Origin of the sequence: Paenibacillus sp. IHB B 3415 (genome assembly GCF_000802655.2) — a bacterium.
GTDB classification, from domain to species: Bacteria; Bacillota; Bacilli; order Paenibacillales; family Paenibacillaceae; genus Paenibacillus_AQ; species Paenibacillus_AQ phytohabitans.
Genome location: NZ_JUEI01000062.1, coordinates 68,772 through 93,217, shown reverse-complemented (window position 1 = coordinate 93,217; position 24,446 = coordinate 68,772). Strand labels below are relative to the sequence as shown.

The window sequence follows — 24,446 nt, the reverse complement described above, 5'->3', positions numbered from 1 at the left end:
CCTGATTTCACCGGATGCGGGCAAAAGTGAGAAATGAGGAGCATAAGTGCGCTTGATTTCACCGCCTGTCCTCGTCCGTCAGTCCACCGCCCGCCCCGGCTGTCCACCGCCCACCGCCCGCCCACCGTCTGGCCGGACTCCAATGCTCACTCTTTTACGCAAACGTCCTCCGGCTCCGGATCAGGCAGAGCCCAGACCGAGACGCTTCCGCCATTCACCGGGAATACCGCCCAGCCGTCTTCTCCGATCGTGACAGTCTCCTGGCGGTTGCCGGTCAGATCCTCCCATACTTCCCCGCCGCGCTCTTCGCCGGCGAACATCCGCTTCTCTCCGTTGTCCCCGTTCGAGATCACTACGGCGCAGCCGGAGCCTTCGATCTCCGGAACGCCGCGCCGCACCCAGCCGATGGTGTTGGGATGGTCGAAGTAATCATCCTGTTCGCCGTAGGCCTTGTTGTAACGGGCACAGAGCAGAGGATCGATGGCGTTCTTCTTGCCCTCCACCGGCGCCGGGCCGCCGATACCGTAATAATCGCCGTAGAAGACAACGGGATATCCGTCCCTCCGCAGCAGAATCAGGGCATAGGCACTCTGCTTGAACCAGTCGCCGACCCAGGATTCCAGCGCCTCATGCGGCTGGGAGTCATGGTTGTCGACGAAGGTGACGGCATTGGCCGGATGCGTCTGGACCAGCGTATCGTCAAAGATATGCGTCAGATCGAAGTCCCTGCCCGCAAGCGCAGCCGAGTAGAGCTTGTAATGCAGCGATACATCGAACAGATCGATCTGATAGTCAACGGTGTTCAGGAATTCGCGGCAGGCCTCCAGGTTGGAGTTCCAGAATTCGCCGACAATGTAGAAGTCTTCGCCGCGTTTCTTTTTCATTTCCGCCGCAAATTCTTTAATGAATTCATGGTTGATATGCTTAATGGCATCCAGGCGGTAGCCGCTGCACTGCAGGGTGTCGACCAGCCATTTGCCCCAGTTCAGCATTTCGTTCTTCACGTCTTCATTGCTGTAATCAATGTTGGCGAACATCAGATAGTCGTAATTGCCGAATTCGTCATCCACATTCTGATTCCAGCCTTTGTTCGTCCCATCGATCCGGAATACGCCGTTGCGGCTTGCCTTGGCATCGAAATCGGTGCCGTTGAAGTGGGTGTGGTTCCATTTGAAGCTGGAGTACTCATCTCCGCGCCCCGGAAAATCAAACTTGGTCCAGCCTTCAATCTCAAACGGCTGGGAGATATCCTTATTGCGGTCGTTAGGATCGACCTCAATGACCTCAAACACCTCTGTCTCATCCGCCCCGGCCTTATGGTTCATGACCAGATCCACGTAGACCGCGATGCCGTTCTTCAGACATTCGGCAATCGCGTCGACCAGTTCCTGCTTGGTTCCGTATTTCGTGCGCACGGCACCCTTTTGATCAAATTCGCCCAGATCATATAGATCATAGACTCCATAACCGGTATCTTCCGGAGAGACCGCCTTGGTTACGGGAGGGACCCATACAGAATCAATTCCCGCCGCCTTCAGGTCAGGGGCCATTTGGGCAAGGCGCTTCCAGTGTTCTCCGTCTGCGGCAACATGCCATTCAAAAAATTGCATCATGGTATGGTTTCTCTTCATTCCTGGTTAGCCTCCTTAAGGGTTGTGAAACGAATGGAACAATTCTTGGGTCTGTTGCTTCAGCAAGGAGTAGAAGAGATTTATGTAGACCTCCGAACCTCAGGTGAATAAATCCAGCTGGCGCGGGGCCAAACCGCCGTCAATCCCAAGCAGGGACTGCAGCTCCTGCGCATTGGGTGTAGCATCACCGGCGGAATTATTATTAAAGACTACGTAGATATCACGGCTGCTCTGCGTAAGTGTAAGCAGACGGTTCTTCCATTCCACCAGTTCTTCGGTGCTGTAACGGTACAGATAGCGCAGCTTGCGCCAATCGGGATGACTGCTCTGATTCCAGCCTCCGGTATTGCGGCCGTGCAGCCGTACATAGGTGAGGTCTGGCGTAGTAGCGACCGGTACAATCGGGATCGAGCCTGAACCAGCCTGCGGCTCATCGGCTATGGTATGAATCCAGCCCTCCTGCTCCAGGAACTGCAAAGTTCTGCTGCGCAGCTCAGGACTGTACCAGGAATCGTTGCGGAATTCGATGGCGGAGGGCACATCCAGCATTCTTTCCTTAGCCTCACGCAGAAATTCCACATTGTCCTTGGTGCAGTCGAACCAGGGCGGGAACTGGAACAGCGTCATGGCCAGCTTGCCTGCCGAACGCACAGGGGCAATGGAGGTATGGAAGGCGCGGTACATCTCCTCCGGCGTATCGTAATAATTTTTTTTATCACGGAGATGTCCGGTCATCCCCTGGTAAGCCTTCACAATGAACTTGAACTGCTCCGGCGTCTGGTTAACCCACTTCACATAATTCTTGACCGGCTGCACGGCATAGAAAGAACTGTCGATCTCCACAATGGAAAAATAAGCGCTATACGCAGGAAGCCGGTCGGCAGGTTTGATTTTGCCGTACAGCTCCTCGTGGTCCCCGAAGCCGGTAAGCCCGATTTTAATCATAGAACGCCCTCCTTGTATCAGTCTGCTCTATGCCAGTTTCAACACTGGCTATCTCTTATTAAACTGAAAACCCGTCAAGGCAAACAAGGGCATTTGATTAAAAGCTGAAACTCAGGCAACATGAAGATAGGATTTGGAACAGAATACCGTGAATGAAAAACTGCCAATGGTGCTGTTATCACCAAAAGAGGAAGAGGATATACTTCGGCAGAATGCCTTTTATTCTGCTTACCCTACCCTTTAAGGTATAGCTATGGAAAGGAAGTTGTGTATGGAACATAAGTTTCAGGAGCTAAGTCCGCATATTCTTATCATGCATGAGGAGCATGACACGGACCGCCCGATCCTGGCGGCCGTCTCCGGCTCACGCCGGACACTGCTGATGGATGCCGGGAATTCCCCCGCCCATGCGGAGCTGTTCCGGGAAGAGCTGGCAAGAAGGGGCTGGCGTCAGCCGGATCTGCTGGCCTTGACGCACTGGCATTGGGACCACACCTTCGGGATGACAGCCTGGAACGTCCCTGTGATTGCGCATGAAGAAACGGCGCGGGTACTTAACCCGCTCGCAGGGCTGAGCGGAACGGATGAAGAGTTGGAAGGCCTTGTGCAGGAGGGGACAATCAGTGAGGAGAGTGTAGCGCATATCCGCCTGGAATATGGCTCCCCGCGGGTAATCGCCGTGGGTACGCCTGATATTGTCTTTAACGGGAGTATTACTGTAGATCTGGGCGGAGTCACTTGTGAGCTAAGCCATGTGGGCGGTGATCATTCAGCCGATTCCTGCGTCCTGCATGTTATAGAAGATAAAGTTCTCTTCCTGGGAGATGCTCTGGGACCCTCCGTATACGGAGGACCGCGCCGCTACAGCAGTACCGGTTTCCTTAAGCTGCTGGAGCTTATCTACGGCTATAAGGCGAACGTGCTGGTGGAGTCACATGGAGTGCCGATGACGCAACAGGAATTCCGCGCAGACCTTGCCCCTTGGGAACGTCTTGCCCGGATTGTGGATGTCTTCGGGGATAACCGCGAGCGGGTGCTGCTGGAGCTGAAGACGTATCTTCAACTGGAAGAGCTGCCGCCGGGTTTATTGCGGAGTGTGGAATATTTCCTGGAAGGCGCAAGGTGATACTCCGCAGCCGAAGCCGAGACTAATCCAAAAAAGCAACCACCCGGTTCAGCTTCTCCAAGTCATGCGGATTAAGCTTCAATGTGGATGACGGCACACCTGTACCGCCGTAAATAAACGGATAGTGCGAATCTGTCTTTCATGATGGAGGATTTCAAACTCCACATGCTTGGCCTCTAATATTTCTGTTAACTTATCCACGGCATTACATCCCCTTTGGTACCCAATAAGAATTTCCCCAAAAACAACACTACCCCCGTGCTTAGGATTCTGTCCGGGCATGGGGGGAGTTGTATTGTTATGAATTTATACAGGCTTGAAATGCGTGATCGCAGAACCGCTGGACAGATGAACGGCATTGCGGCCGTTCCGCTTGGAGGTGTAGAGCGCATGATCGGCTTCGGAGAGCAGCTCCTCCAGCGATATATTACTGCGGAAGGCTTCTACTACGCCGAAGCTTGCCGTTACATTGATGGACCCGGACAGCGTGTAGAAAGCGCTGCGCTCGATATCCCCGCGGATTTGCTCCGAGATGACCGCCGCCTGCTTCAAGGGAGTATCCGGCAGACATAAGACGAATTCCTCGCCTCCATAACGTCCGAAGATATCCTCTTCCCGCACATGCCGGCTGCATACACCCACTACATGCTGCAATGCCATATCGCCATATTGGTGTCCGTACCGGTCATTGATGCTTTTGAAGAAATCGATATCCAGCAGGATGATCGAAAAGGGGGCGGAGCGTTCGGCCGCTTCCTCCAGCAAGCCCCGGCCCAGTTCCATGAAATGCGTCCGGTTATAAATACCGGTAAGGCTGTCGATGGTGGCCAGCTGCAGGAGCTTCTCTTGGAGCAGTGTCCGTTCGGTGACATCGATCAGCATAATCATCCGTCCGGCCAGATGCCCGTCATGCTTCTGCACCGGGGAGGAGCGAATCTGGTAATAACGGACATCCTTCCCCAGATTCCACACAAGCTCCTGCTCCTCGCTGTCCCCGGGATTGGAATTCATCACATAATCGACAGCTTCCTTGCCGGCGGGAAGGAACAGCTGGGCCAGCGGCCTGCCGATTGCGGAGGCATCGAGATCCTGCAGCATCTCGGCTGCGGCCCGGTTGTAATCGACAAGCTTGTCCGAGAGGTCCATGACCAGCACGCCGTCCCGCATGCTCTCGAACAGATTCTCGCGGGCAATGGGTGCGGCGGTAAGCATGCCCCGGGAGAGAATAGCCCATATATACAGGGTGGACGTTACACTCATGATTACGGGCACGGGGTCCATTCCATACGGAGTCGCATCCATCAGGTAGAGGAATGCGCCCAGCGCAGGCAGGAACTGCCCGATGAAAATAATCACCATTTGCCGGAGGTACACCCGCTTCATCCGGTTCCAGCGCCAGAGAATAAGGCACATGCCGGCCAGCATGCAGCCGAAGGTCAGACTGCCTTGCACAATATACCAGGGTCCCATGACGATATCGATCAGCGGTGTAGGGGCACCTTCCCGGAAATGCATGGATTGATAGAACAGGTGGTGGGAATCGTTGGTCCATACGAGCACGGTAGAGATCACGGGCACCGAATACAGGACGGTCAGCAGTTTTTTGGAAATCAGCCGCTCCAGACCTACGAAGTGCATAATCATTAGCATGCTGGAGGGGGCGATATAAGGCATACCGAGGTACTCCACCTTAACCCACAACGCGATTTCCTGCATGGTGCTGCCGGAGAGTTCCAGCGCGAACCCGAAGGTATATATCGCCGAAGCAGCTGAGCTTACAATGAAAGCTTTTAGACCGGAAAAATCTGTCTTCCTATAATAGGCAAACAGCGCCAGCAATGCGCTCAGCACACCTGAAATAGAGACGATGACTATATAGTTGGAAATCATGGATTCCATGGGTAGCGCCTCCATGTGTAGGAATAGGCTTTGAACATTGGCTAAAGGTCTCCTATAGAAGAGTAGATATAGTTAAATGATATCACACATCTGCATAGATAACAGTTGGCAGGAATCCGGCAACAGAGGGTGAGAATACATACTAACTTTATCGGCACAATTCTAGATTATTAACAATGCAAACGGGCTCCTGGACAAAATGACGGAATTTCTCAGAGTCCATTTTACGATTTGTCTAATGTGGGTCTGCAGAGCAAAGTGTAAGATGTTAGTTAATCGAACATGTAACAAGAAAAGGGCGTTTTTTCACAACATATGTGTTATGTTATTTAACATATAATAGATTCAGGGATGAAGGGGGAGCTGGAAATGTCATTGGTAGCGACGAAAATTCCTGAAATACAGCTGGAGAGCGTCGAGATGCGTTATAAGACGGAAACGGCTGACGTGCTTGCGCTGCATCAGGTAAGCCTTGATATTGCCAAAGGAGAGTTCGTGTCCCTGCTGGGACCTTCCGGATGCGGTAAAACCACACTGCTGAGACTGATGGCAGATCTTATAACACCAACAGCCGGAAATATCATGGTGGCCGGAAAGACGGCGAAGGAAGCGCGGCTGGCACAAAAGTATGGGATTGTTTTTCAGAGTCCGGTGCTGTATGACTGGCGGAAGGTCAAACATAATATTACGCTGCCGCTGGAGCTGATGGGCGTTAAGAAATCGGTCCGCGAGGATAAAGCGCTGGAACTGCTGGATCTCGTGGGATTGCAGGGGTTTGCTGATAAATATCCCTGGCAGCTGAGCGGAGGGATGCAGCAGCGCGTAGCCATCGCCAGAGCGCTCTCGATGGAGCCGGAAATTCTGCTCATGGATGAACCCTTCTCAGCGCTGGACGAATTTACCCGCGAACGCCTGAACGAAGAGCTTCTCTCCGTCTGGAGCAAGGTCCAGAGCACGATTGTATTCGTCACTCACAGCATCCCTGAATCCATCTTCCTGTCAGACAGAGTATTCGTGCTATCCCCGCATCCGGGAAGACTGTCTGCGATTGTTGATATTCCGCTGCCGCGCCCGCGGACGGCGGAGATGAGAAACAGTCCTGAGTTTTTTGAACTGATCGCCCGCATCCGCGACAGCTTTGAAGGGGTGTAGGCATGAAGCAGAACAGTGCGTTTATGCGGGAGCGCGTGCTGCCGCTGTTCGTCTGGATCTTTGGTTTGCTGGTGGTCTGGGAGGCTGTCTCATGGTGGCTGCTGAACGTAGCGAAGACGCCGCTGGCCCAGTCCAAGCTGCCTTATGTTCATGAAGTGGCCGCAACCCTCTGGAAGTATAGCGGGACGCTCCTGAAAGAGGGCGGGGCCACCTTCGGCAACGCCGGTGTCGGATTTCTGATCGGAGCGCTGGCCGGGGTCATTCTGGCAGTGCTGATGAGCCTGTCGAAGACAATAGAACAGCTTGCCTTCCCCTATGCCATTGCTTCGCAGATGATTCCAATCCTTGGCCTGGCGCCGATTATCTACGGCATTGTACGCGACGAGCAGGTGTCGCGGATTATTATATCCGGGTATATCACCTTTTTCCCGGTGGCGCTTAACATGCTGCGCGGACTTCGCAGTGTGGATCTATCCGCGCTGGAGCTGATGCATTCCTATGCCGCTAAGCCTTGGGCAGTCTATTGGAAGCTGCGTTTCCCCGCAGCGCTGCCGGGTCTGTTCAGCGGCCTGAAGATTGCTGCACCGCTGGCTGTAACGGGCGCTATTCTCGTTGAGCTGATGGGTGCGCAGCACGGCATCGGTGTAATTATGCTCCGCAATCTCTACTATGGCCCTTCCCATACGTATATGTTCTGGTCCACGGTACTGGTCGGCGCCCTGCTCGGCATGGCAAGCTACTGGCTGATGAGCCTGGCCGAACGTATGGTGGCGCCATGGCAGCCGGAATTCCGTCCCAAAGGAGGGAGCCGCTGATGGCAAGCAATTCTGTACGCGATATCCCATTCATTACTTCTGCCGGCACGGAGGCGGGTCCTGCTCCAGTCCCGGCATCTAACAACGGAATTTCATCAGAACCAGGGAAGCAAAAGAATCCCCGCCGTCCCTTGCGGCGGCTGAATCCCGGAATCATCCTTCCCCTCCTGGCCGGGGTGATATTCCTGGTGTTGTGGGAATATCAAGTGTTTCACCGAATCTTCGATTTGAAGAAATATCAGCTGCCGCTGCCCTCGGCCATAGCGGAAGCTATGCGGGACAACTTCAGCCTCCTGCTCTCTTATACCGGATATACCCTCACTGAAGCTGTCCTTGGCATGCTGATCGGTTCAGCCTGCGGCTTCCTCATTGCGCTGGCCGCAACGGCCTGGCCCCGCTGGGGCGGGGGCAGCCTGACAATGGTAGCTGTGCTGAATGCCGTGCCGATCGTGGCGCTTGCCCCGATCATGAACCTGTGGTTCGGTGACGGCATCGGCTCGCGGGCCGCTATTGTTACCGCGACCACGATGGCGGCCATGGCCATCAATGCCTACAAGGGTATGGCGGCTGTTGATCCGTTGGCCCTTGATCTGATGCATTCCTATGCAGCGGGCAAACCGGCAGTATTCCGCTATCTGCGGATTCAGAACAGCCTGCCCTATGTATTCACTGCGCTGAAGATCAACGCTACGGCGAGTATGATCGGAGCCATTGTCGGGGAGTTCTTCTTCTCCTCGCGGGGACTCGGCTATCTGCTCTCCAACTCCATCAAGGTGGCCAAAATGCCGCTGGGCTGGTCCTGCATTGTGCTGGCAGCCATTGCCGGAGTCATCTTTTACCTGGCCGTTGAACGGCTGGAGAAGGTATTCATCAAATGGCATCCCTCCCAGCGTGCGTAACAACTGTAATGCCTGTAGCACCCTGTAGCACCCTGTAGCACCCTGTACCTGTTACATCCGGCTTCTGCGCTGACGGGATATAGAGAAGCTGTCAACGCATGACCGTATGCATAGAGCACCACGATGGCAACCATGCTGTGTTTGGCCGGATTACAAAACTCAATTTGGTAGGGGGAGTTGCTGAGATGAAGGGTAAAAGAAGCAAATTTCGTGGCGGATTAATGATGGCGGCGGTCATAATGGTGATCTCTTTACTGGCAGGCTGCGGCGGCAACAACAATACTGCTCCGGCGGCAGAGGCGACAGCGGGCAATACGGCTGCGGCTTCACCGGAAGCGGCGGCAACCACAGAACCGGCGGCTGATCCGGTTACCGTGAAGCTGCAGCTCAAGTGGGTACCGCAGGCGCAGTTCGCCGGCTACTTCTTAGCCCAGGACAAAGGCTATTATGCCGAAGAAGGGCTGAATGTTGAGATTCTGCCCGGCGGTCCGGATATCGTGCCGGAGCAGCAGGTGGCCGGCGGTTCGGCCGATATTGGCGTAGACTGGGTGGCGAGTCTGCTGACCAGCCAGGAGCAGGAAATGCCGCTGGTGCAGATCGCCCAGATCTTCCAGAAGAGCGGCCTGGTGCTGGTATCCAAGAAGGATGCGGGCATCGCTACACCGGCTGACCTGAAGGGCAAGAAGGTCGGCAACTGGATGGGCGGTAACGAGTTCGAGATTCTGGCACTCTTTGATAAATACAAATTGGATTCTAATAAGGATCTGAACTTCACCAAGCAGGGCTTCACCATGGACCAGTTCCTTGGCGGTGAGATTGATGCAGCTTCGGCCATGACCTACAACGAATATCAGGTGGTGCTGGAATCAGGTATCAAGGCAGAGGATTTGAATGTAATCGACATGAATGACGAGGGTGTGGCGATGCTCGAAGACAACCTGTTCGCCAACAAGGAGTGGCTGGAAGCCAATAAAGAAACGGCAGCCAAGTTCGTCCGTGCTTCCCTCAAAGGCTGGGCAGATGCGATTGCCGATCCTGAAGCGGCTGTTGACAGTGTAATGAAGCTTGCGGAAGAAGGCAGTACGTCCCGCGAGCATCAGCTGACCATGATGACTGAAGTTGCCAAGCTGATTCAGCCGGAGGGCTTCGATGCTTCCAAGATGGGTTATACGGATGCAGCGGCATTCCAGCAGACAGCTGATATTGCGCTCAAATTCGGTGTAATCAAGACAGCATCTGATGTGAATGCAGCCTATACGAACGAAATTGTCGAGATGGCGGCAAAATAACGGAATTCCTTCCTATATATAGTGAGTTTAAGAATCAGCAGGGCATCATTCTTAAGTTCAGCTTATATAGCTATAATAGATGGCCGCCCGGGCACGGCGGTCATCTATTATAATGATCAGCCCAGAATATGGAAAGAGGTGCAGACTATGTCTCTGCTCGTGGGGCAGGCCGGTAAAGTGAAGAACTATGTGAATGGTGCTTGGGTGGAATCCTCATCCGGGCAGGAAGAGGAGGTATTCAATCCGGCAACGGGCGAAGTGATTGCTTATGTGCCGATCTCCAGCCGTGCTGAGCTGAACGTTGCCGTACAGGCAGCTTCAGAGGCCTATGCATCGTGGAAAAGAGTGGCTGTTCCTCGCCGTGCCCGCTATTTCTTCCAGTACCAGCAGCTGCTGGTGCAGCACTGGAATGAGCTGGCGGAGCTGATCACGCTGGAGAACGGCAAAAGCCTGGAGGAAGCGCTGGGCGAAGTGCAGCGCGGCATCGAATGCGTGGAATTTGCCGCAGGTATTCCCACACTGATGATGGGCAGCCAGCTGCCGGATATCGCCACGGGCGTGGAGTCGGGGATGTACCGCTACCCGCTGGGGGTGATCGGCGGCATCGCCCCGTTCAACTTCCCGATGATGGTGCCCTGCTGGATGTTCCCGCTGGCCATTGCCTGCGGCAATACCTTTGTGCTGAAGCCCTCCGAGCGGACACCGCTCTTGGTGGGCCGGCTGGCAGAGCTGTTCGCTGAGGCGGGATTTCCGCCGGGCGTACTGAATGTCGTGCATGGCGCACATGAGGTCGTGAATGGTCTGCTGGAGCATGAAGAGGTGAAGGCAATTTCCTTCGTCGGCTCACAGCCGGTGGCGGAATATGTATATAAGCAGGGTACGGCGCACGGCAAGCGGGTACAGGCGCTGGCCGGAGCCAAGAATCATTCGATTGTGCTGCCCGATGCGGATCTTGACAATGCGGTGAAGAATATCATTTCCGCCGCCTTCGGCTCAGCTGGTGAGCGCTGCATGGCCTGCTCAGTGGTTGTGGTGCATGAGGCGGTCGGCGATGAGCTGGTGAGCCGGTTGACTGCTGCGGCTGACGGACTGAAGATCGGGGACGGCAAGGAAGACGGCGTGTTCCTGGGGCCGGTCATCCGGCAGTCGAACAAGGACCGGACGATTGCCTACATCGAAACGGGGCTTGCCGAGCAGGCTGAACTGGTGCGGGACGGCCGTAAGGACGCTGCAGCAACAGGCGGCGGCTATTTCATCGGCCCGACGATCTTTGACCATGTGCAGACGGGCATGACGATCTGGCGTGATGAAATCTTCGCGCCCCTGCTGTCTGTAGTGCGTGTTAAGGATCTGGCCGAGGCGATAGCCGTCACGAATGAGTCGCCTTTTGCCAATGGGGCCTGTATCTATACCGACAGCGCCAAGGCGATCCGCGAATTCCGCGAAGAGATCGATGCCGGGATGCTGGGGGTTAATCTCGGCGTACCGGCCCCGATGGCATTCTTCCCGTTCTCGGGCTATAAGAAGTCGTTCTATGGCGATCTGCATGCCAATGGCCGCGACGGCGTTGAATTCTACACCCGCAAGAAAATGGTCACCGCGCGTTATTAGTTGATTAGTTTAAATATCAAATGGGATTTCCGAGAGGAGTGAGTGCCATGCAGAGCCTGGGCAAAGAAAGTGAGCTGGCGGTCAAGAAGGATCAGCAGTATCTATGGCATAATATTACACCATACAGTGAGAAGAACCCGCCAATGATTGCCGCATCCGCAAGCGGTTCATGGGTTACCGATATCGATGGCAACAAATTTCTGGACGGAATGTCCGGGCTATGGTGTGTGAATGTCGGGTACGGGCGTAAGGAGCTGGCGGAAGCGGCCTACAATCAGCTGCTGACCCTGCCGTATTTCCCGCTGACACAGAGTCATATGCCGGCGATCGCCCTGGCGGAGAAGCTGAACGAATGGCTGGAGGACGATTATGTCATCTTCTTCTCCAACAGCGGCTCGGAAGCCAATGAAGCGGCCTTCAAAATCGCCCGCCAGTACCAGCAGCAGACCGGCCAGCATTACCGCCATAAATTCATTGCCCGCTACCGCGGATATCACGGAAGCTCGATGGGCTCCCTGTCGGCGACCGGCCAGGCGCAGCGCAAATACAAATATGAACCGCTGGGCGGCGGATTCCTGCATGTGGCTCCGCCTGACAGCTACCGCCGTCCTGAAGGCATGACCGAAGAAGCGTTTAACCTCCAGTGTGCGCAGGCTATTGAGGACATGATCATCTGGGAAGGCGTGGAGTCGGTCGCGGCGGTGATTATGGAGCCGGTCATTACCGGCGGCGGCGTCATTGTGCCGCATCAGGTCTACCCGGACCGGGTGCAGGAGATTTGCAACACCCACGGCGTGCTGCTGATCATCGATGAGGTGATCTGCGGCTTCGGGCGGTCCGGCCGTAAGTTCGGCCACCACAACTTCGGAATCAAGCCGGATATTGTCACGATGGCCAAGGGGCTGACAAGCGCCTACCTGCCTTTGTCGGCCACGGCGGTACGCAAGGAGATCTATGAGGCCTTCAAGGATAACAGCGACGACTATGGGCATTTCCGCCATGTGAATACCTTCGGCGGCAATCCGGCTGCCTGTGCGCTTGCGCTGCGCAACCTGGAGATTCTGGAGCAGGAGAATCTGGTGGAGCGCGCCGCCATTCTGGGCAAAAGGCTGGCCGATGAATTCGCTAGTCTCCAGGATCACAAGCTGGTAGGTGACATCCGCAGCTTCGGGCTGGTGATAGGCATCGAGCTGGTTGCGGATAAAGCCACCAAACAGCCTGCTGACCTCAGCATCGTCAAGGGTATTATCGCGGAATGTAAATCCAAGGGGCTGATCATCGGCAAGAACGGGGATACGGTAGCGGGCTTCAATAATGTCCTCACGTTCGCTCCTCCTTTATCCTCCACCGATGAGGATATTCAGTTCATTATAGACACCTTCAAAGCTGTGCTGAACGGGAGCTGGGCAGACTGAACTTCTCCGGGTACAGGAACTGGTAAGCCCGCAGGGCCACCTGAATGGAGATCCGGTTCTCCGGAAGCATGAAGTCCTCGCCGAGCAGCTCGGTGATTTTGTCCAGCCGGTAGTAGAGGGATTGCCGTACAATGAACAGATTCCGCGCGGCAATCTGCTTCGAGCCGTCATGGTCGAGGTAGACGCGCAGTGTGAGCATCAGCTCGCTGCCCTTGGCCTCATCGTGGTCGATCAGCGGGCCGAGATAGCTGCGGATGAAATTCTCCAGCGTCTTGCCGTCGTTCAGGCTCAGCAGCAGCTGGAAGACGCCAAGCTCTTCATAGAACAGAATGGACTTCTGGTAACAAGAATAGAGAGACAGCGCTTGTACGGCTTCCTGGTATCCGGCATGGGCATGTTTCAGACCTCTGTGGGACTTGCTGACTCCGGTAACGAGCTGCAGGTCCTTCAGCTTCTCATCCGAGCGGATATGCTGCAGGGAATCGAGCGCCTGCTGCAGCCGCAGCTTGCCGGGCAGCTTGGACTGGATATCCAGCGCAATGACGGTCAGCCGGTTATTCTTCAGTGTAATCAGCGGACGGAGGGAGTACTTCTCGAAGATCGAGCGCAGAATGAGCGAGAGATGGAAGGTGATCGATTCCCAGTCATTCTCCGAGCTGTTCCATTTGACGTCACGCGGGTTCTCGATCTCGATGAGGCAGACCCGGTACGGCAGCTCGTTAACCACGTTGAAGTCGGGTCCGACCAGCCCTTTGATCCGGTTATCATCCTGGCCGCGGCCGCTCACGAGCTCATCCACCCACAGATTCTCGGAGAAAAGCTTCCGTTCCTCCATATATCGCGTGCGCAGCAGCTCCTGGGCGATCGACAGGGAGGCGGAATCCAGCAGCAGGCAGTCGAATTCCTGCGGCTTATGATTGCAGACCATCAGAATATAGGCCCAGGTCTGGTCCAAGGCTCCGACTGGCTTTAGAGCAATGGTCTTATGGCCGTACTCACGGATATGAGGTGCAGCGTCCGGTTGAACGCCCTCCATTTCTTCACTGAAGGCCTCGAAGAAACTCAGCAGCGGCTGCTGCTCCTCGGGCGGCAGGGCCGGGAAGAAGAGGGGTTTACCTTGAATCTGCATATAGACAATCTGTGTGCGGGTGCTTTTGCATAGTAACTGCAATACCTTAAGGGTCCCTTGGGAAGTCAGGGTCAGACGGTGGAATTCGCGGGAGATGCTCTCCAGCTCCTGCAGCATGCGGTGATGGCGGTTGATGATGAGGGAATGCAGATCGAGTGTGATATCGACAAAACGCACAGTGCGGGTAAACTGTATCAGCGGGAAGTCGTGATGGCCCGCCAGATCAATCATTTCCTGCGGAATCGAGCTGAAATACGCTCCAAGCTCAATGCATAAACAGGCAGCGTTCTTATCGATCAAATTCTGCATAAAAGATAAAGAAGCGGCCAAATCAGTGCTTGCACTCATCCCGGTGGTCAGAATCATCTCTTCTCCGTGAATCAGGCTGTCAAAGCTTGAGCTCTCCAGCACATGCACCCAGCGGACCGCCCGGTTCAGGCCGTTTCTTCCTCCAATCAGCTCGGCTTCCGCAAACAGCGGTCTCTTCAGTGCATCGCGGATCGTAAATACAAGTTCCCAATCCATAAGCTTCCCCCTCGTTGAACGTATGCCTTGCAGCCCGCCTGCGCGGCTTCTCCATTCTCAGCACATTCTCACAGGTAAAAAATAGACTTTTGAAATTAGACAATGTGTCTAATGTAACGAAAAATTGAATTGACTATAGTTTGGATATAGAATGTCAGGAAATATGACTCAATATTGAATATGAATCCGTGTTGATGTTGGCTTAGAGTTCATTTTACTACAATAATCCTGATAAGTAAGTAAAATATTAAGGCAATCATCGTAATAATGTTATATTATATAACACAAACCTGATTCGAAAGCGGAAGCTATCATACAGAAGGAGGGATAACCGATGGAGCAGGCTTCACCGTTAACATTCACACCTGATATGTTCATGCGCAATTTTGCCGAGGCTGAGCCGGGACTTACCCGCAAAGGTGCAATCGAGGAATCCAACCGCTGTCTGTATTGTTATGATGCCCCATGTATCAAGGCCTGTCCGACCAGCATTAATATCCCTTCCTTCATCAAAAGAATCGCCACCGATAACCTCAAGGGTTCGGCGCAGACGATTATGGATTCCAATCCGGTAGGCGCCAGCTGCGCCCGCGTATGCCCTACTGAAGAGCTGTGCGAGGGTGCCTGTGTCCTGAATGACGCTTCGGCGCCGATTCAGATTGGCCTGCTGCAGCGTTACGCTACTGACTGGGCGATCAGCAGCGGAGTTCAATTATTCAAGGCAGGTGTCCCCAACGGTAAAAAAGCCGCCGTGATCGGCGGCGGAGGGGGGCGGACCGGCAGGGCTGTCTGCAGCCAGAGAGCTGGCGCGGGAAGGCTTCCAGGTGGTGATCTATGAAGCGAAGCAGCTGGCAGGAGGCCTCGATACGCACGGGATCGTATCTTTCCGGCTGCCGCAGTCTATCTCCCTGTGGGAAGTAGAGCAGGTAGAGAAGCTGGGTGTAGAGATCCGCACCGGAATGAAGGTCGGAGTGGATATCTCTGTAGAAGAGCTGAAGGCCGGATATGACGCTATTGTGCTGGCTGCAGGCATGGGCTATGTCCCTCCGCTGGGCATCGAGGGCGAGAAGCTGTCCGGTGTCTATGATGCGATAGAGCTGGTTGAAACCACGAAGACCGGGATTCCTACCCTGGAGCTGATGGGCCGGCGCGTTGCTGTCATTGGCGCAGGCAACACGGCGATCGATGCGGCTACCTGCTCCGTGCGGCTTGGCGCAGCGAACGTTAAGATGGTCTACCGCCGGACCCGTACGGAGATGACGGCCTATGACTTCGAATATGAATTCGCCAAGCAGGAAGGCGTGGAGTTCAGCTGGCTGACCCTGCCGAAGCGGATTGTCGGGGATGAGCTTGGCAATGTTACCGGGCTGGAATGCGTGCAGATGAAGCTGACGGGCGAGACCGGTCCGGACGGCCGCCTTGCTCCGATGCCGGTGGAGGGCTCCGAATTCATCCTGCCCGTGGACGCGGTAGTTGTGGCGATCGGGCAGAAGCGGCGGATTGACCTCATTGAAGCGCTGGGCCTGGAGCATCACCGGGGTGTAGTGAAGATTGACGGGGCAACCGGGCGTACCTCTGATCCGCAGATCTATGCTGCCGGTGATATCGTCTTCGGTTCCGGTGCAGGTGAAGCGATGGTTGTCTCGGCCGCCCAGCAGGGCAAGGAGGCCGCCTATGCGATTGTGAAGCAAATGTCGGGCCATCAGGACAGTGTGGTTGGCTCTGCGGTATAGATTTCATAAGACAGGGAGGGAATATCAATGGCAGATCTCAGTATTGATTTTGCAGGAATCAAGTCACCGAATCCGTTCTGGCTGGCCTCTGCGCCGCCTACCAATACAGGTTATCAGGTGCAGCGTGCATTCGAAGCAGGCTGGGGCGGCGCGGTGTGGAAAACGCTGGGCGAGCCGGTCATTAACACCTCCTCGCGGTTTGCTGCCGTTCATTTTAACGGGCAGCGCGTAGCGGGCTTCAACAATATCGAGCTCATTACCGACCGTCCGCTTGAGGTTAACCTCAAGGAAATCTATGAGACGAAGAAGAGATTCCCGAACAATACGATTATCGCTTCGCTGATGGTTGAGCCCAAGCAGGAGAAATGGCATGAAATTGTCAAGCGCGTCGAAGCGGTTGGCGTAGACGGCCTTGAGCTCAACTTCGGCTGTCCGCACGGGATGGCCGAGCGCGGAATGGGCGCAGCCTCCGGCCAGCAGCCCGATCTGGTGCAGGCGCAGACCACCTGGGTCAAGGAAGTGGCGACAACACCGGTCATTGTGAAGCTGACGCCGAATATCACCGACATTACGGTCGTAGCCCGGCATGCCGTCAAGGGCGGCGCGGATGCGATCAGCCTGATCAATACGATCAACAGCCTGGCCGGAGTGGATATTCACAGCTGGAACACGATCCCGAATGTCGGCGGCCAGGGCGCGCACGGCGGCTACTGCGGTCCGGCAGTGAAGCCGATTGCCCTCAGCATGGTGGCGGAATGTGCCCGTGACCGTGCCGTTGGTGTTCCGATTTCCGGAATCGGCGGCATCTCCACCTGGCAGGATGTCGTAGAGTTCATGCTGATGGGCTCCACCGGCATTCAGGTCTGTACGGCGGTTATGCATCATGGCTTCCGGATTGTGGAGGAGATGATCGACGGCCTGAATAATTACCTGGATGAGAAAGGGCTGGCTTCCGTCATGGAACTGATCGGCAAGTCGGTGCCCAAGTATTCCAACTGGGGCGATCTCGACCTCAACTATAAAGTGGTTGCGCGGATTAACGAAGATAACTGCATCAACTGCAATAAATGCCATATCGCCTGCGAGGACGCTTCGCATCAATGTATCGACATGCTTACGAATGCCGAAGGCAAGGCGATTCTGCAGGTGCGTGAGGAAGACTGTGTAGGCTGTAATCTGTGTTCGATTGTCTGCCCGGCGGAAGGTGCCATTGATATGGTTGCACTGGATAGCGGAGCGGCCCCGATGACCTGGATTCAGCGTAATCAGGTCATTAGCGGATTAAACGGTTCTTATTCGGAAGTGGAGGTGGGTTAAGATGAAGAAGATCATCAAGAACGGCATTATCGTCACAGCAGCGGATACTTATACAGGGGATGTCCTGATTGAAGATGGGATCATCACCGGAATTGGCCTGAACCTTGAAGCGCCGGGAGCCGAGATTGTCGACGCTTCCGGCTGTTACGTATTTCCGGGGGGGATTGACCCGCATACGCATCTGGATATGCCTTTTGGCGGTACCGTCACTGCTGATGATTTCGAGACCGGCACGATGGCCGCTGCCTATGGCGGAACCACAACGGTTATCGACTTCTGCCTGACCACCAAGGGCCAGCCGCTGCAGCAGGCGGTAGATACCTGGCATAACAAGTCGCAGGATAAGGCAGTCATTGACTACAGCTTCCACCTGATGGTCTCGGAGCTTAACGACAAGGTGCTTGGCGAGCTGCCGCAGATTATTGAGAAGGAAGGCATCACTTCGCTGAAGGTGTTCATGGCTTATAAGAACACGTTCCAGGCCGATGATGGCGTGCTGTACAAGACGCTGCAGGCGGCCAAGCGTGAAGGCGCACTCGTTATGGTGCATGCCGAGAACGGCGATGTGATCGAGTATCTGGTCGACCAGGCGCTGGCTGCCGGCAACACCGATCCGATCTATCACGCGCTGACCCGGCCTCCCGAGCTGGAGGGCGAGGCCACCGGCCGGGCTGCATATTTAACCGGGCTGACGGATTCGCAGCTCTATGTAGTGCATGTGACCTGCGCCGAAGCCGCCTGGAAGATCGCGGAAGCCCGCAAGAAAGGGCTACGCGTCTACGGTGAGACCTGCCCGCAGTATCTGGTGCTGGACCAGTCAGCGCTTGAGAAGCCGGACTTCGAGGGGGCGAAGTATGTCTGGTCTCCTCCGCTGCGCGAGCAGTGGAATCAGGACGTATTATGGGATGCGCTGTGGAGCGGTACGCTGCAGACGATAGGTTCTGATCAGTGCTCTTTTAACTTCAAGGGACAGAAGGATCTGGGACTGGGTGATTTCTCGAAGATTCCGAACGGCGGGCCAACCATCGAAGACCGGTTCAGCGTACTCTACTCTGAAGGTGTGCAGAAGGGCCGCATTTCACTTAACAAGTTCGTGGATATTATCTCCACCTCCAGTGCCAAGCTGTTCGGCCTGTTCCCGCAAAAAGGCACAATCGCTGTAGGCAGTGACGCAGATATCGTCATCTTCGATCCGGCTGTAGAAAGAACGCTCTCCGCTGAGACTCATCATATGAATGTGGATTATAATGCTTTTGAAGGTATGCAGGTTAAGGGCGAGCCGGTGTCTGTGCTCAGCCGCGGAGAATTCGTTATCCGCGACAAGGCGTTCGTCGGTACAGCCGGTGCGGGCAAATATTTGCACCGCAAGCGTTTCGAGGCTGAAGCGCCCCGTCCGGCCCAGGCGGAAATCAGCGGAGGAGTGATCTGAGATGTCGGCATTCGAGGAGTTCGACCAAGAGCGGCAGGCGATTGACAGCCTCCTGCTGCAGGGATATACGGTTACCGGCATCTTCGAGGATCTGGACGGCGCGAAGGTCCAATTTATCCGCAGGGAGCCGGCCGGAGAACCGGTAGAGCTGCTGCTGCTTACAGCAGATGCACGCAAGCATGTGACGACGCTGATCTTTGGCGGCAGTAAGCCAGCGGCTCCGATTGAAACCCATACGTAAATCAGTATTACGGATGGAGGGCTGCGATCTTAGGATCGCGGCTTTTTATATGGGTACGAAGATTATGATTGACAGTTTTTTACGGTTGGTCTATATTAATCCCATGGATTTAATCGGAATATTAATTGTTGATTGACCAGTAGACTGGAGATCAAGCCTGAATCGCCCGGAGTGGCGTTGGCTTGGTCTTTTTTTGATGGCTAAGCGGGGACGAATAGGAGGGCAGCTTATCAGACGGAGTTATGAGGGGAGGAGGGGCAGGATGATTGTTGTTAAAGAGTTGAACAAGAGCTACGCTACCCGGGACGGCAAGGTATCCGCTCTGCAGGATATTAATCTGAGCATTAAGAAAGGAGAGATCTTCGGTATCATCGGTGCAAGCGGTGCCGGCAAGTCTACCCTGATCCGCTGCCTCAACCATCTGGAGCAGCCGGATTCCGGGAGCGTCGAGGTAGCAGGCACGAACATAACGGAGCTGAAGGGCAAGGAGCTGCGGCTGGCCCGCCGCCGGATCGGGATGATCTTTCAGCAGTTCAATCTGCTGGAGGCCAAGACAGTATACGGAAATGTCGCTTTTCCGCTTAGAGTCGCAGGATTCTCCAAGCAGGAGACCCGTGAGCGCGTGCATGACATTCTGGAGCTCGTCGGGTTAAGCGATAAGCTTAATGTATACCCGTCGCAGCTTAGCGGCGGCCAGAAGCAGAGGGTGGGCATCGCCCGGGCGCTGGCCGTCGAGCCTGATGTGCTCCTCTCCGATGAGGCTACCTCGGCACTTGATCCGCAGACGACATATTCGATCCTTGAGCTGCTGCAGGACATCAACCGGAAGCTGAATCTGACCATAGTGCTGATCACGCATGAAATGGATGTATTGCGCCATATCTGTGTCAATGCCGCTGTTATCGAAGGCGGGCGGATCGTGGAGAACGGACCGGTTGAGCAGCTGTTCTACCGTCCGGAGAGCGAGACGGCTAAGCAGTTTGTGAATATATTCAACTATTACAAGGATGCCAATGGAGCAGAAAAGGCGGTCATTCTACGATGAAAGAGGATATGGTAGAGCTTCTGTGGGACGGCCTGCTGCAGACGCTGTATATGGTGGCCTGGTCCTCTGTTTTTGCCCTTATTCTGGGGGCGCTGCTGGGTATAACTCTGGTGGTCACTGAGAAAGGGGGAGTGCTTCCCGTACCCCGGTTGAACAGGGTGATCAGCACAGCAATTAACGGGGTACGCTCTATTCCGTTCATTATTCTTATTGTGCTGCTGCTGCCTCTGGCCCGGCTGATTGTCGGAACCTCCCTCGGGCCGACAGCGGCGATTGTATCCTTATCCATCGGGGCGGCTCCGTTCCTGGGGAGAATTATCGAGAGTGCACTGCGGGAAGTGGAGCCGGGAAAGATTGAAGCAGCCAAATCGGTTGGTGCCCATCCCCTAACGATTATTACACAAGTCATTGTTCCCGAAGCGCTGCCTGCATTGGTGCGCGGGGTTACGATTGCTGTAATCTCCATCACGGAGTTTACAGCAGTTGCCGGTGCCATTGGTGCCGGAGGGCTGGGCAGCCTGGCTATCCGTTTCGGATACCAGCGTTTCCGTACGGACATTCTTCTGGGTACTGTGCTGCTGATCATTCTGATCGTCCAGATCCTGCAATGGAGCGGTGATTATATTGCCCGATCGATTGACAGGAAACGCTGTAAAAGCGGATAAGCTCAAGTACTGCAGTAATGATTGTAAATATATATGTTCGAGAGGCGGGATTAGGGTGAAGAAACAAGCAAGCAGTGTACTGGTCGCATTGGCGATTGTTCTGGCGGGGGTGCTCGCAGGCTGCGGTTCTGACAAGGGGAATGACGGGGCTGCAGCAGCGGCGGAAGGTTCTTCGGACGGCAAGGCAGGCAAAGAAATTACACTCAAGGTGGGAGCGGCTGCCGTGCCGCATGCCGAAATTCTGGAGTTTATCAAACCAACGCTGAAGGAAGAGGGAATCAATCTGGAGATCGTTACACTTGACGATGAAGGACAGCTGAATCCGGCGCTGCAGGAGAAGCAGATTGATGCAAACTATTTTCAGCATGTGCCTTATCTGGATTCGATTAAGGAAGAGAAGGGCTATGACTTCGCTGTGACGGCCAAGGTGCATGTGGAGCCGATAGGCTTCTATTCCGGGAAGCTGAAGTCGAAGGATGAACTCAAGGACGGGGCCAAGATCGGGATTCCGAACAACCCTTCCAATGAATACCGGGCACTTGTCCTGCTGCAGCAGCAGGGATTGATTAAACTGAAGGATGGATTGACCACGTATGAGGCGACACCGAAGGATATCGCTGACAATCCGCATAACTTCGAGTTCGTAGAAGCCGACGCCGCTACGCTGCCGCGGGCCCTTCCTGATCTGGATGGTGCGGTCATCAACACGAATATCGTGCTTGAATCGGGGATAGATCCTGAGGCGGCGCTGTTCCGTGAGGATGCCAATTCACCTTATGCCAATATTATCGTGGTGCGCAGCGGGGATGAGGACAGGGACGAGATTAAGAAGCTGGATGCGGCTCTCACCAGTCCCGAAGTCAAGAAGTTTATTGAAGACAAATATGGAGTGGCGGTAGTTCCGGCATTCTAAAATAAAGACAGCCGGATAGCTCTGAACATGGGCTGACCGGCTGTTTTGCTGTAATTATTCGTGTCTGTATTCATGCCGCAGGATAGACATGACCTGCAGCGATTCGAAGCCTTCCTCAGTGCGTACACACTCGCGCAAGGTGCCTTCCAGTTTAAAGCCGGCCCCTTCATAGACATGCTGTGCTCTGGCGTTATAATCTTTGACGTCCAGCCACAGCCGGTGAGTATCTGTACGGGTGAAGACCCAGTTGGTCAGCAGCCTCAGCGTCATTGTTCCATAGCCGCAGCCCTTGGTCTGAATGACAATCCGCTTGATACAGACCGTGAGGTTACGGTCCTGAATTCCCGTAAGAATCACGTACCCTGCCCGTTCCCCGGCTGAGTCTTGAACAATCAGGTGCATAATATCTCCGTCATCCAAAGCTACTGTGTGCTGATCCCTGCTCCACTGGCCGATGAACCGGCGGTTTAGCTCAGCCCCTTCGGCATCCAGGACAAAGTCGAGATCTTCCAGGGTTGTTGCCCGTAACTTTATAAGTTCTGAATGCAGCATAACAATCCACCTGCTTCCTGAGTATGTATACAGCTATAGTACAGGAAGGAGAGACGGCTGCCAATCTGCAGTGTATATGAAGCTGAATTTGGATTTGAGGGAGACTCCGCTACGCCAGACGGTTGGTTGACTCCGGGGATGAGAAGACAGATACGGACGGGGAGCGGGTAATTTCAACAGGGGCGGGAGTGATCTCGGTAACATCGGGCGAGTATAGATAAAAGCTGTTGCCTGCTTCGGAGGTTCGGATTCTGGTGAATTCATTAGCAAGGCTGATGGTCGAGGAGGATGCAAGTGTCTGTTCTCTGACCCGCAGCTTGAAGGTTACCAGCGTCTGGTCTACAGCCGGAATGCAGCTTAGTTTATTGGCCGCTTCGACCTGAATATCGATTCCGCGCATAGTGGTGTTCATTCCGAGATAGATGCTTCCGTCAACCGGGTTCTGGAAATTGAACTGAAAGATATTATTCACTTCATCGCCGGGAGTATAGTTTGCATCCGTATAGACAGACTGCTGCGTGTATTCAGCGTTGTCGAATACCTGACTGTCATATTGCACAATGAAGTTGAAATAGCTGTAGCCATGATCATTGGGAGCGAAATCCCGCAAAAGGACTTGCGCGGTTACTTCATCACCGGGTAAATAGGAGCTTTTATCCGTGGTAACTTCTACGGACATCGCAGGAGCCGTACTATCTACAGTAACCTCACGAATCATCGACATCATAAGCGGCAGCAATCGGGTAGTTTTGACAACTTTTTTGAATCCGGTCCATGTATTCATTCTTCAACCTCCGTAGCTCTAATCATGCATCCTGTGCCTGAATCAACCTGTGTAAGAACAATGGTAACAATTGTCACTGATAAAACGCTGATAAACGTCGAACTATGACATAAAATATCGAAACGGTGAGCACAAAATATACATATTTGCGCTAAAAAGCAGCCCGGGCAGGAGGAAGGAAGCCGGAGCTGCTTTTTTAGTGTGTTTTAATCTATGAACATGCTTCAGCACTTATTTACCCAGGCGCTGATAGACCTCCATAAACCATTCCGGCAGGTCATCACCCGTCTCGGCTTTGTAGGAGTCCTTGAATTGGGTGAATTTTCGCTGCGCCCTCAGAGGCTTGCCGATTTCATAATAAATGGAGATCAATTGCAGGGCATAACTCTCATCCAGCGGCTCCAGCTCGGCCAGGCGTACGGCGTAATCTTCAGCTTCATAATGACGTCCGGACTGTATCAGCTCCAGGGCAAGCTGCTCCAGCAGCTTAAGATAGATCCGGCGGTATTTGTCGCGGGAGGAATACACCCAGAGGCTGTCCAGCGATTGCAGCAGATCCCCTTTGTACTGGGCGGCAGCATCACGCATCTCCTCCAGCTGATTGTTCTGCAGTGCGAGTGTGGCTGCCACCATGAATCTTTCGGTATCGCCTTCGATCCCCCTGGATTCCAGCCGGTAGTTTTCCCTGTCGAAGGTCAGCTCAATACTGTCCTCCAGCGCAGCCTTCTTTAAGGTTTTGCGGATCTGATAGACAGTGGTGTGCAGATATTGCTTGCCCTTCTCATAGTTCCATTGCGGAAACACATCATTCAGAATTACACTTACGCTGCCCTGTCTGTGAATCCATAGATAGGCGAATAACTCCTCCGCCTTATGAGTGCTCCATTTCACGGCGCCCTGCGGACCGGTCAGCTCATAACCGCCAAGAAGGCGGAAGGCCGTTTCCGCACTTGTTGTCCCGGTGGCGGCGGGCAGCATACGCTTGGAGAGTATCTTGTTCCACGTCTTGAGCAGGCGTGAGGGGTCTACGGGCTTCAGCAGATAATCCACCGCCGACAGTTCAAAGGCTTCAACAGCATAATTCCGGTACGCTGTCACGAATACGATATCCGTATCCGGTGAGAAGGGCAGCAGCTTCTCGGCAAAAGCCAAGCCGGACAGCTCAGGCATCTGAATGTCCAGAAATAGAATGTCGGGCTTACGTTCTACAGCAGCCGTAAAAGCTTCACGCGGATTATCATACACAAGAACAGAGGAAATGCCGTCACACTGAAGCAGCAGCTCGCGCATCTGCTCCAGCGCCGGCCATTCGTCATCAATAACCATTACAG

20 protein-coding genes and 1 pseudogene are annotated in these 24,446 nt (G+C 54.4%); 14 read left to right on the top strand and 7 right to left on the bottom strand.

Translation table 11 applies throughout. The features are described from left to right. Positions 1-146 precede the first annotated feature (146 nt). Positions 147-1,631 carry an alpha-amylase gene (locus QW71_RS25355; protein WP_039305649.1) on the bottom strand — a complete coding sequence of 495 codons (1,485 nt, stop codon included), beginning with the start codon at positions 1,629-1,631 and terminating at the stop codon, positions 147-149. Positions 1,632-1,730: 99 nt separating this feature from the next. Continuing rightward, positions 1,731-2,576: a DUF72 domain-containing protein gene (locus QW71_RS25350; protein WP_039305646.1), complete on the bottom strand. Its 846-nt coding sequence runs from the start codon at positions 2,574-2,576 to the stop codon at positions 1,731-1,733. 271 nt (positions 2,577-2,847) lie between these two features. On the opposite strand from QW71_RS25350, the gene QW71_RS25345 reads away from it, so the two are divergent. Continuing rightward, entirely contained in the window at positions 2,848-3,702 is an 855-nt protein-coding gene (locus QW71_RS25345) for an MBL fold metallo-hydrolase (RefSeq protein WP_039305643.1), read from the top strand. A 306-nt stretch (positions 3,703-4,008) separates the two neighbouring features. Here the strand turns inward: QW71_RS25345 and QW71_RS25340 are convergent, their stop codons facing one another. Next, positions 4,009-5,601, bottom strand: coding sequence for a histidine kinase N-terminal 7TM domain-containing protein (locus QW71_RS25340; RefSeq protein WP_039305640.1), 1,593 nt, complete (start codon positions 5,599-5,601; stop codon positions 4,009-4,011). Between the two features lie 369 nt (positions 5,602-5,970). Between QW71_RS25340 and QW71_RS25335 the strand changes: the two genes are divergently transcribed. The 6 genes from QW71_RS25335 to QW71_RS25310 all read left to right on the top strand — a co-directional run bounded on the left by QW71_RS25335 (position 5,971) and on the right by QW71_RS25310 (position 12,782). Next, on the top strand, positions 5,971-6,753 hold the full coding sequence (locus tag QW71_RS25335; RefSeq protein ID WP_039305637.1) for an ABC transporter ATP-binding protein: 783 nt from the start codon (positions 5,971-5,973) through the stop codon (positions 6,751-6,753). A 2-nt stretch (positions 6,754-6,755) separates the two neighbouring features. Then, positions 6,756-7,568 (top strand): ABC transporter permease, encoded by an 813-nt coding sequence (locus QW71_RS25330; protein WP_039305634.1) that lies wholly within the window; start codon positions 6,756-6,758, stop codon positions 7,566-7,568. Next, positions 7,568-8,467: an ABC transporter permease gene (locus tag QW71_RS25325; RefSeq protein WP_052770203.1), complete on the top strand. Its 900-nt coding sequence runs from the start codon at positions 7,568-7,570 to the stop codon at positions 8,465-8,467. The genes QW71_RS25330 and QW71_RS25325 overlap by 1 nt, the downstream gene beginning before the upstream one ends. Positions 8,468-8,652: 185 nt before the next feature. Continuing rightward, a complete protein-coding gene (locus tag QW71_RS25320; RefSeq protein ID WP_039305630.1) occupies positions 8,653-9,756 on the top strand; it encodes an ABC transporter substrate-binding protein in 1,104 nt (367 codons plus the stop codon). Between the two features lie 147 nt (positions 9,757-9,903). Continuing rightward, complete coding sequence (locus tag QW71_RS25315; protein ID WP_039305627.1) at positions 9,904-11,367, top strand: CoA-acylating methylmalonate-semialdehyde dehydrogenase; 1,464 nt, start codon at positions 9,904-9,906, stop codon at positions 11,365-11,367. Positions 11,368-11,414: 47 nt separating this feature from the next. Further along, the gene (locus tag QW71_RS25310) at positions 11,415-12,782 is read left to right on the top strand and encodes an aspartate aminotransferase family protein (RefSeq protein ID WP_039305625.1); all 1,368 of its coding nucleotides are present in this window, start codon (positions 11,415-11,417) and stop codon (positions 12,780-12,782) included. Here QW71_RS25310 and QW71_RS25305 read toward each other — a convergent pair. Further along, entirely contained in the window at positions 12,748-14,436 is a 1,689-nt protein-coding gene (locus QW71_RS25305; protein ID WP_039305621.1) for a PucR family transcriptional regulator ligand-binding domain-containing protein, read from the bottom strand. The two genes, QW71_RS25310 and QW71_RS25305, sit on opposite strands and share 35 nt — an antisense overlap. A gap of 334 nt (positions 14,437-14,770) precedes the next feature. Here QW71_RS25305 and QW71_RS42265 point away from each other — a divergent pair. The 7 genes and pseudogenes from QW71_RS42265 (at position 14,771) to QW71_RS25270 (ending at position 21,779) form a co-directional block, all read left to right on the top strand. Further along, a pseudogene (locus QW71_RS42265) lies at positions 14,771-16,169 on the top strand (NAD(P)-dependent oxidoreductase). 27 nt (positions 16,170-16,196) lie between these two features. Then, positions 16,197-17,486: an NAD-dependent dihydropyrimidine dehydrogenase subunit PreA gene (preA, locus tag QW71_RS25295; protein WP_039305619.1), complete on the top strand. Its 1,290-nt coding sequence runs from the start codon at positions 16,197-16,199 to the stop codon at positions 17,484-17,486. 1 nt (position 17,487) lies between these two features. After that, the gene (hydA, locus tag QW71_RS25290; RefSeq protein WP_039305617.1) at positions 17,488-18,915 is read left to right on the top strand and encodes a dihydropyrimidinase; all 1,428 of its coding nucleotides are present in this window, start codon (positions 17,488-17,490) and stop codon (positions 18,913-18,915) included. A 1-nt stretch (position 18,916) separates the two neighbouring features. After that, entirely contained in the window at positions 18,917-19,156 is a 240-nt protein-coding gene (locus QW71_RS25285) for a hypothetical protein (RefSeq protein ID WP_039305614.1), read from the top strand. A 262-nt stretch (positions 19,157-19,418) separates the two neighbouring features. Next, complete coding sequence (locus QW71_RS25280) at positions 19,419-20,201, top strand: methionine ABC transporter ATP-binding protein (RefSeq protein WP_039305611.1); 783 nt, start codon at positions 19,419-19,421, stop codon at positions 20,199-20,201. After that, a complete protein-coding gene (locus QW71_RS25275) occupies positions 20,198-20,866 on the top strand; it encodes a methionine ABC transporter permease (protein ID WP_039305609.1) in 669 nt (222 codons plus the stop codon). The genes QW71_RS25280 and QW71_RS25275 overlap by 4 nt, the downstream gene beginning before the upstream one ends. A 55-nt stretch (positions 20,867-20,921) precedes the next feature. After that, the gene (locus QW71_RS25270) at positions 20,922-21,779 is read left to right on the top strand and encodes a MetQ/NlpA family ABC transporter substrate-binding protein (RefSeq protein ID WP_039305607.1); all 858 of its coding nucleotides are present in this window, start codon (positions 20,922-20,924) and stop codon (positions 21,777-21,779) included. A gap of 54 nt (positions 21,780-21,833) precedes the next feature. Here QW71_RS25270 and QW71_RS25265 read toward each other — a convergent pair whose 3' ends face one another. The 3 genes from QW71_RS25265 to QW71_RS38235 form a co-directional block, all read right to left on the bottom strand. Then, positions 21,834-22,331, bottom strand: coding sequence for a GNAT family N-acetyltransferase (locus tag QW71_RS25265; protein ID WP_039305605.1), 498 nt, complete (start codon positions 22,329-22,331; stop codon positions 21,834-21,836). 109 nt (positions 22,332-22,440) lie between these two features. Beyond that, entirely contained in the window at positions 22,441-23,115 is a 675-nt protein-coding gene (locus QW71_RS25260) for a hypothetical protein (RefSeq protein WP_039305603.1), read from the bottom strand. A 231-nt stretch (positions 23,116-23,346) separates the two neighbouring features. Continuing rightward, positions 23,347-24,441, bottom strand: coding sequence for a response regulator (locus QW71_RS38235; RefSeq protein ID WP_052770201.1), 1,095 nt, complete (start codon positions 24,439-24,441; stop codon positions 23,347-23,349). Positions 24,442-24,446 lie beyond the last annotated feature (5 nt).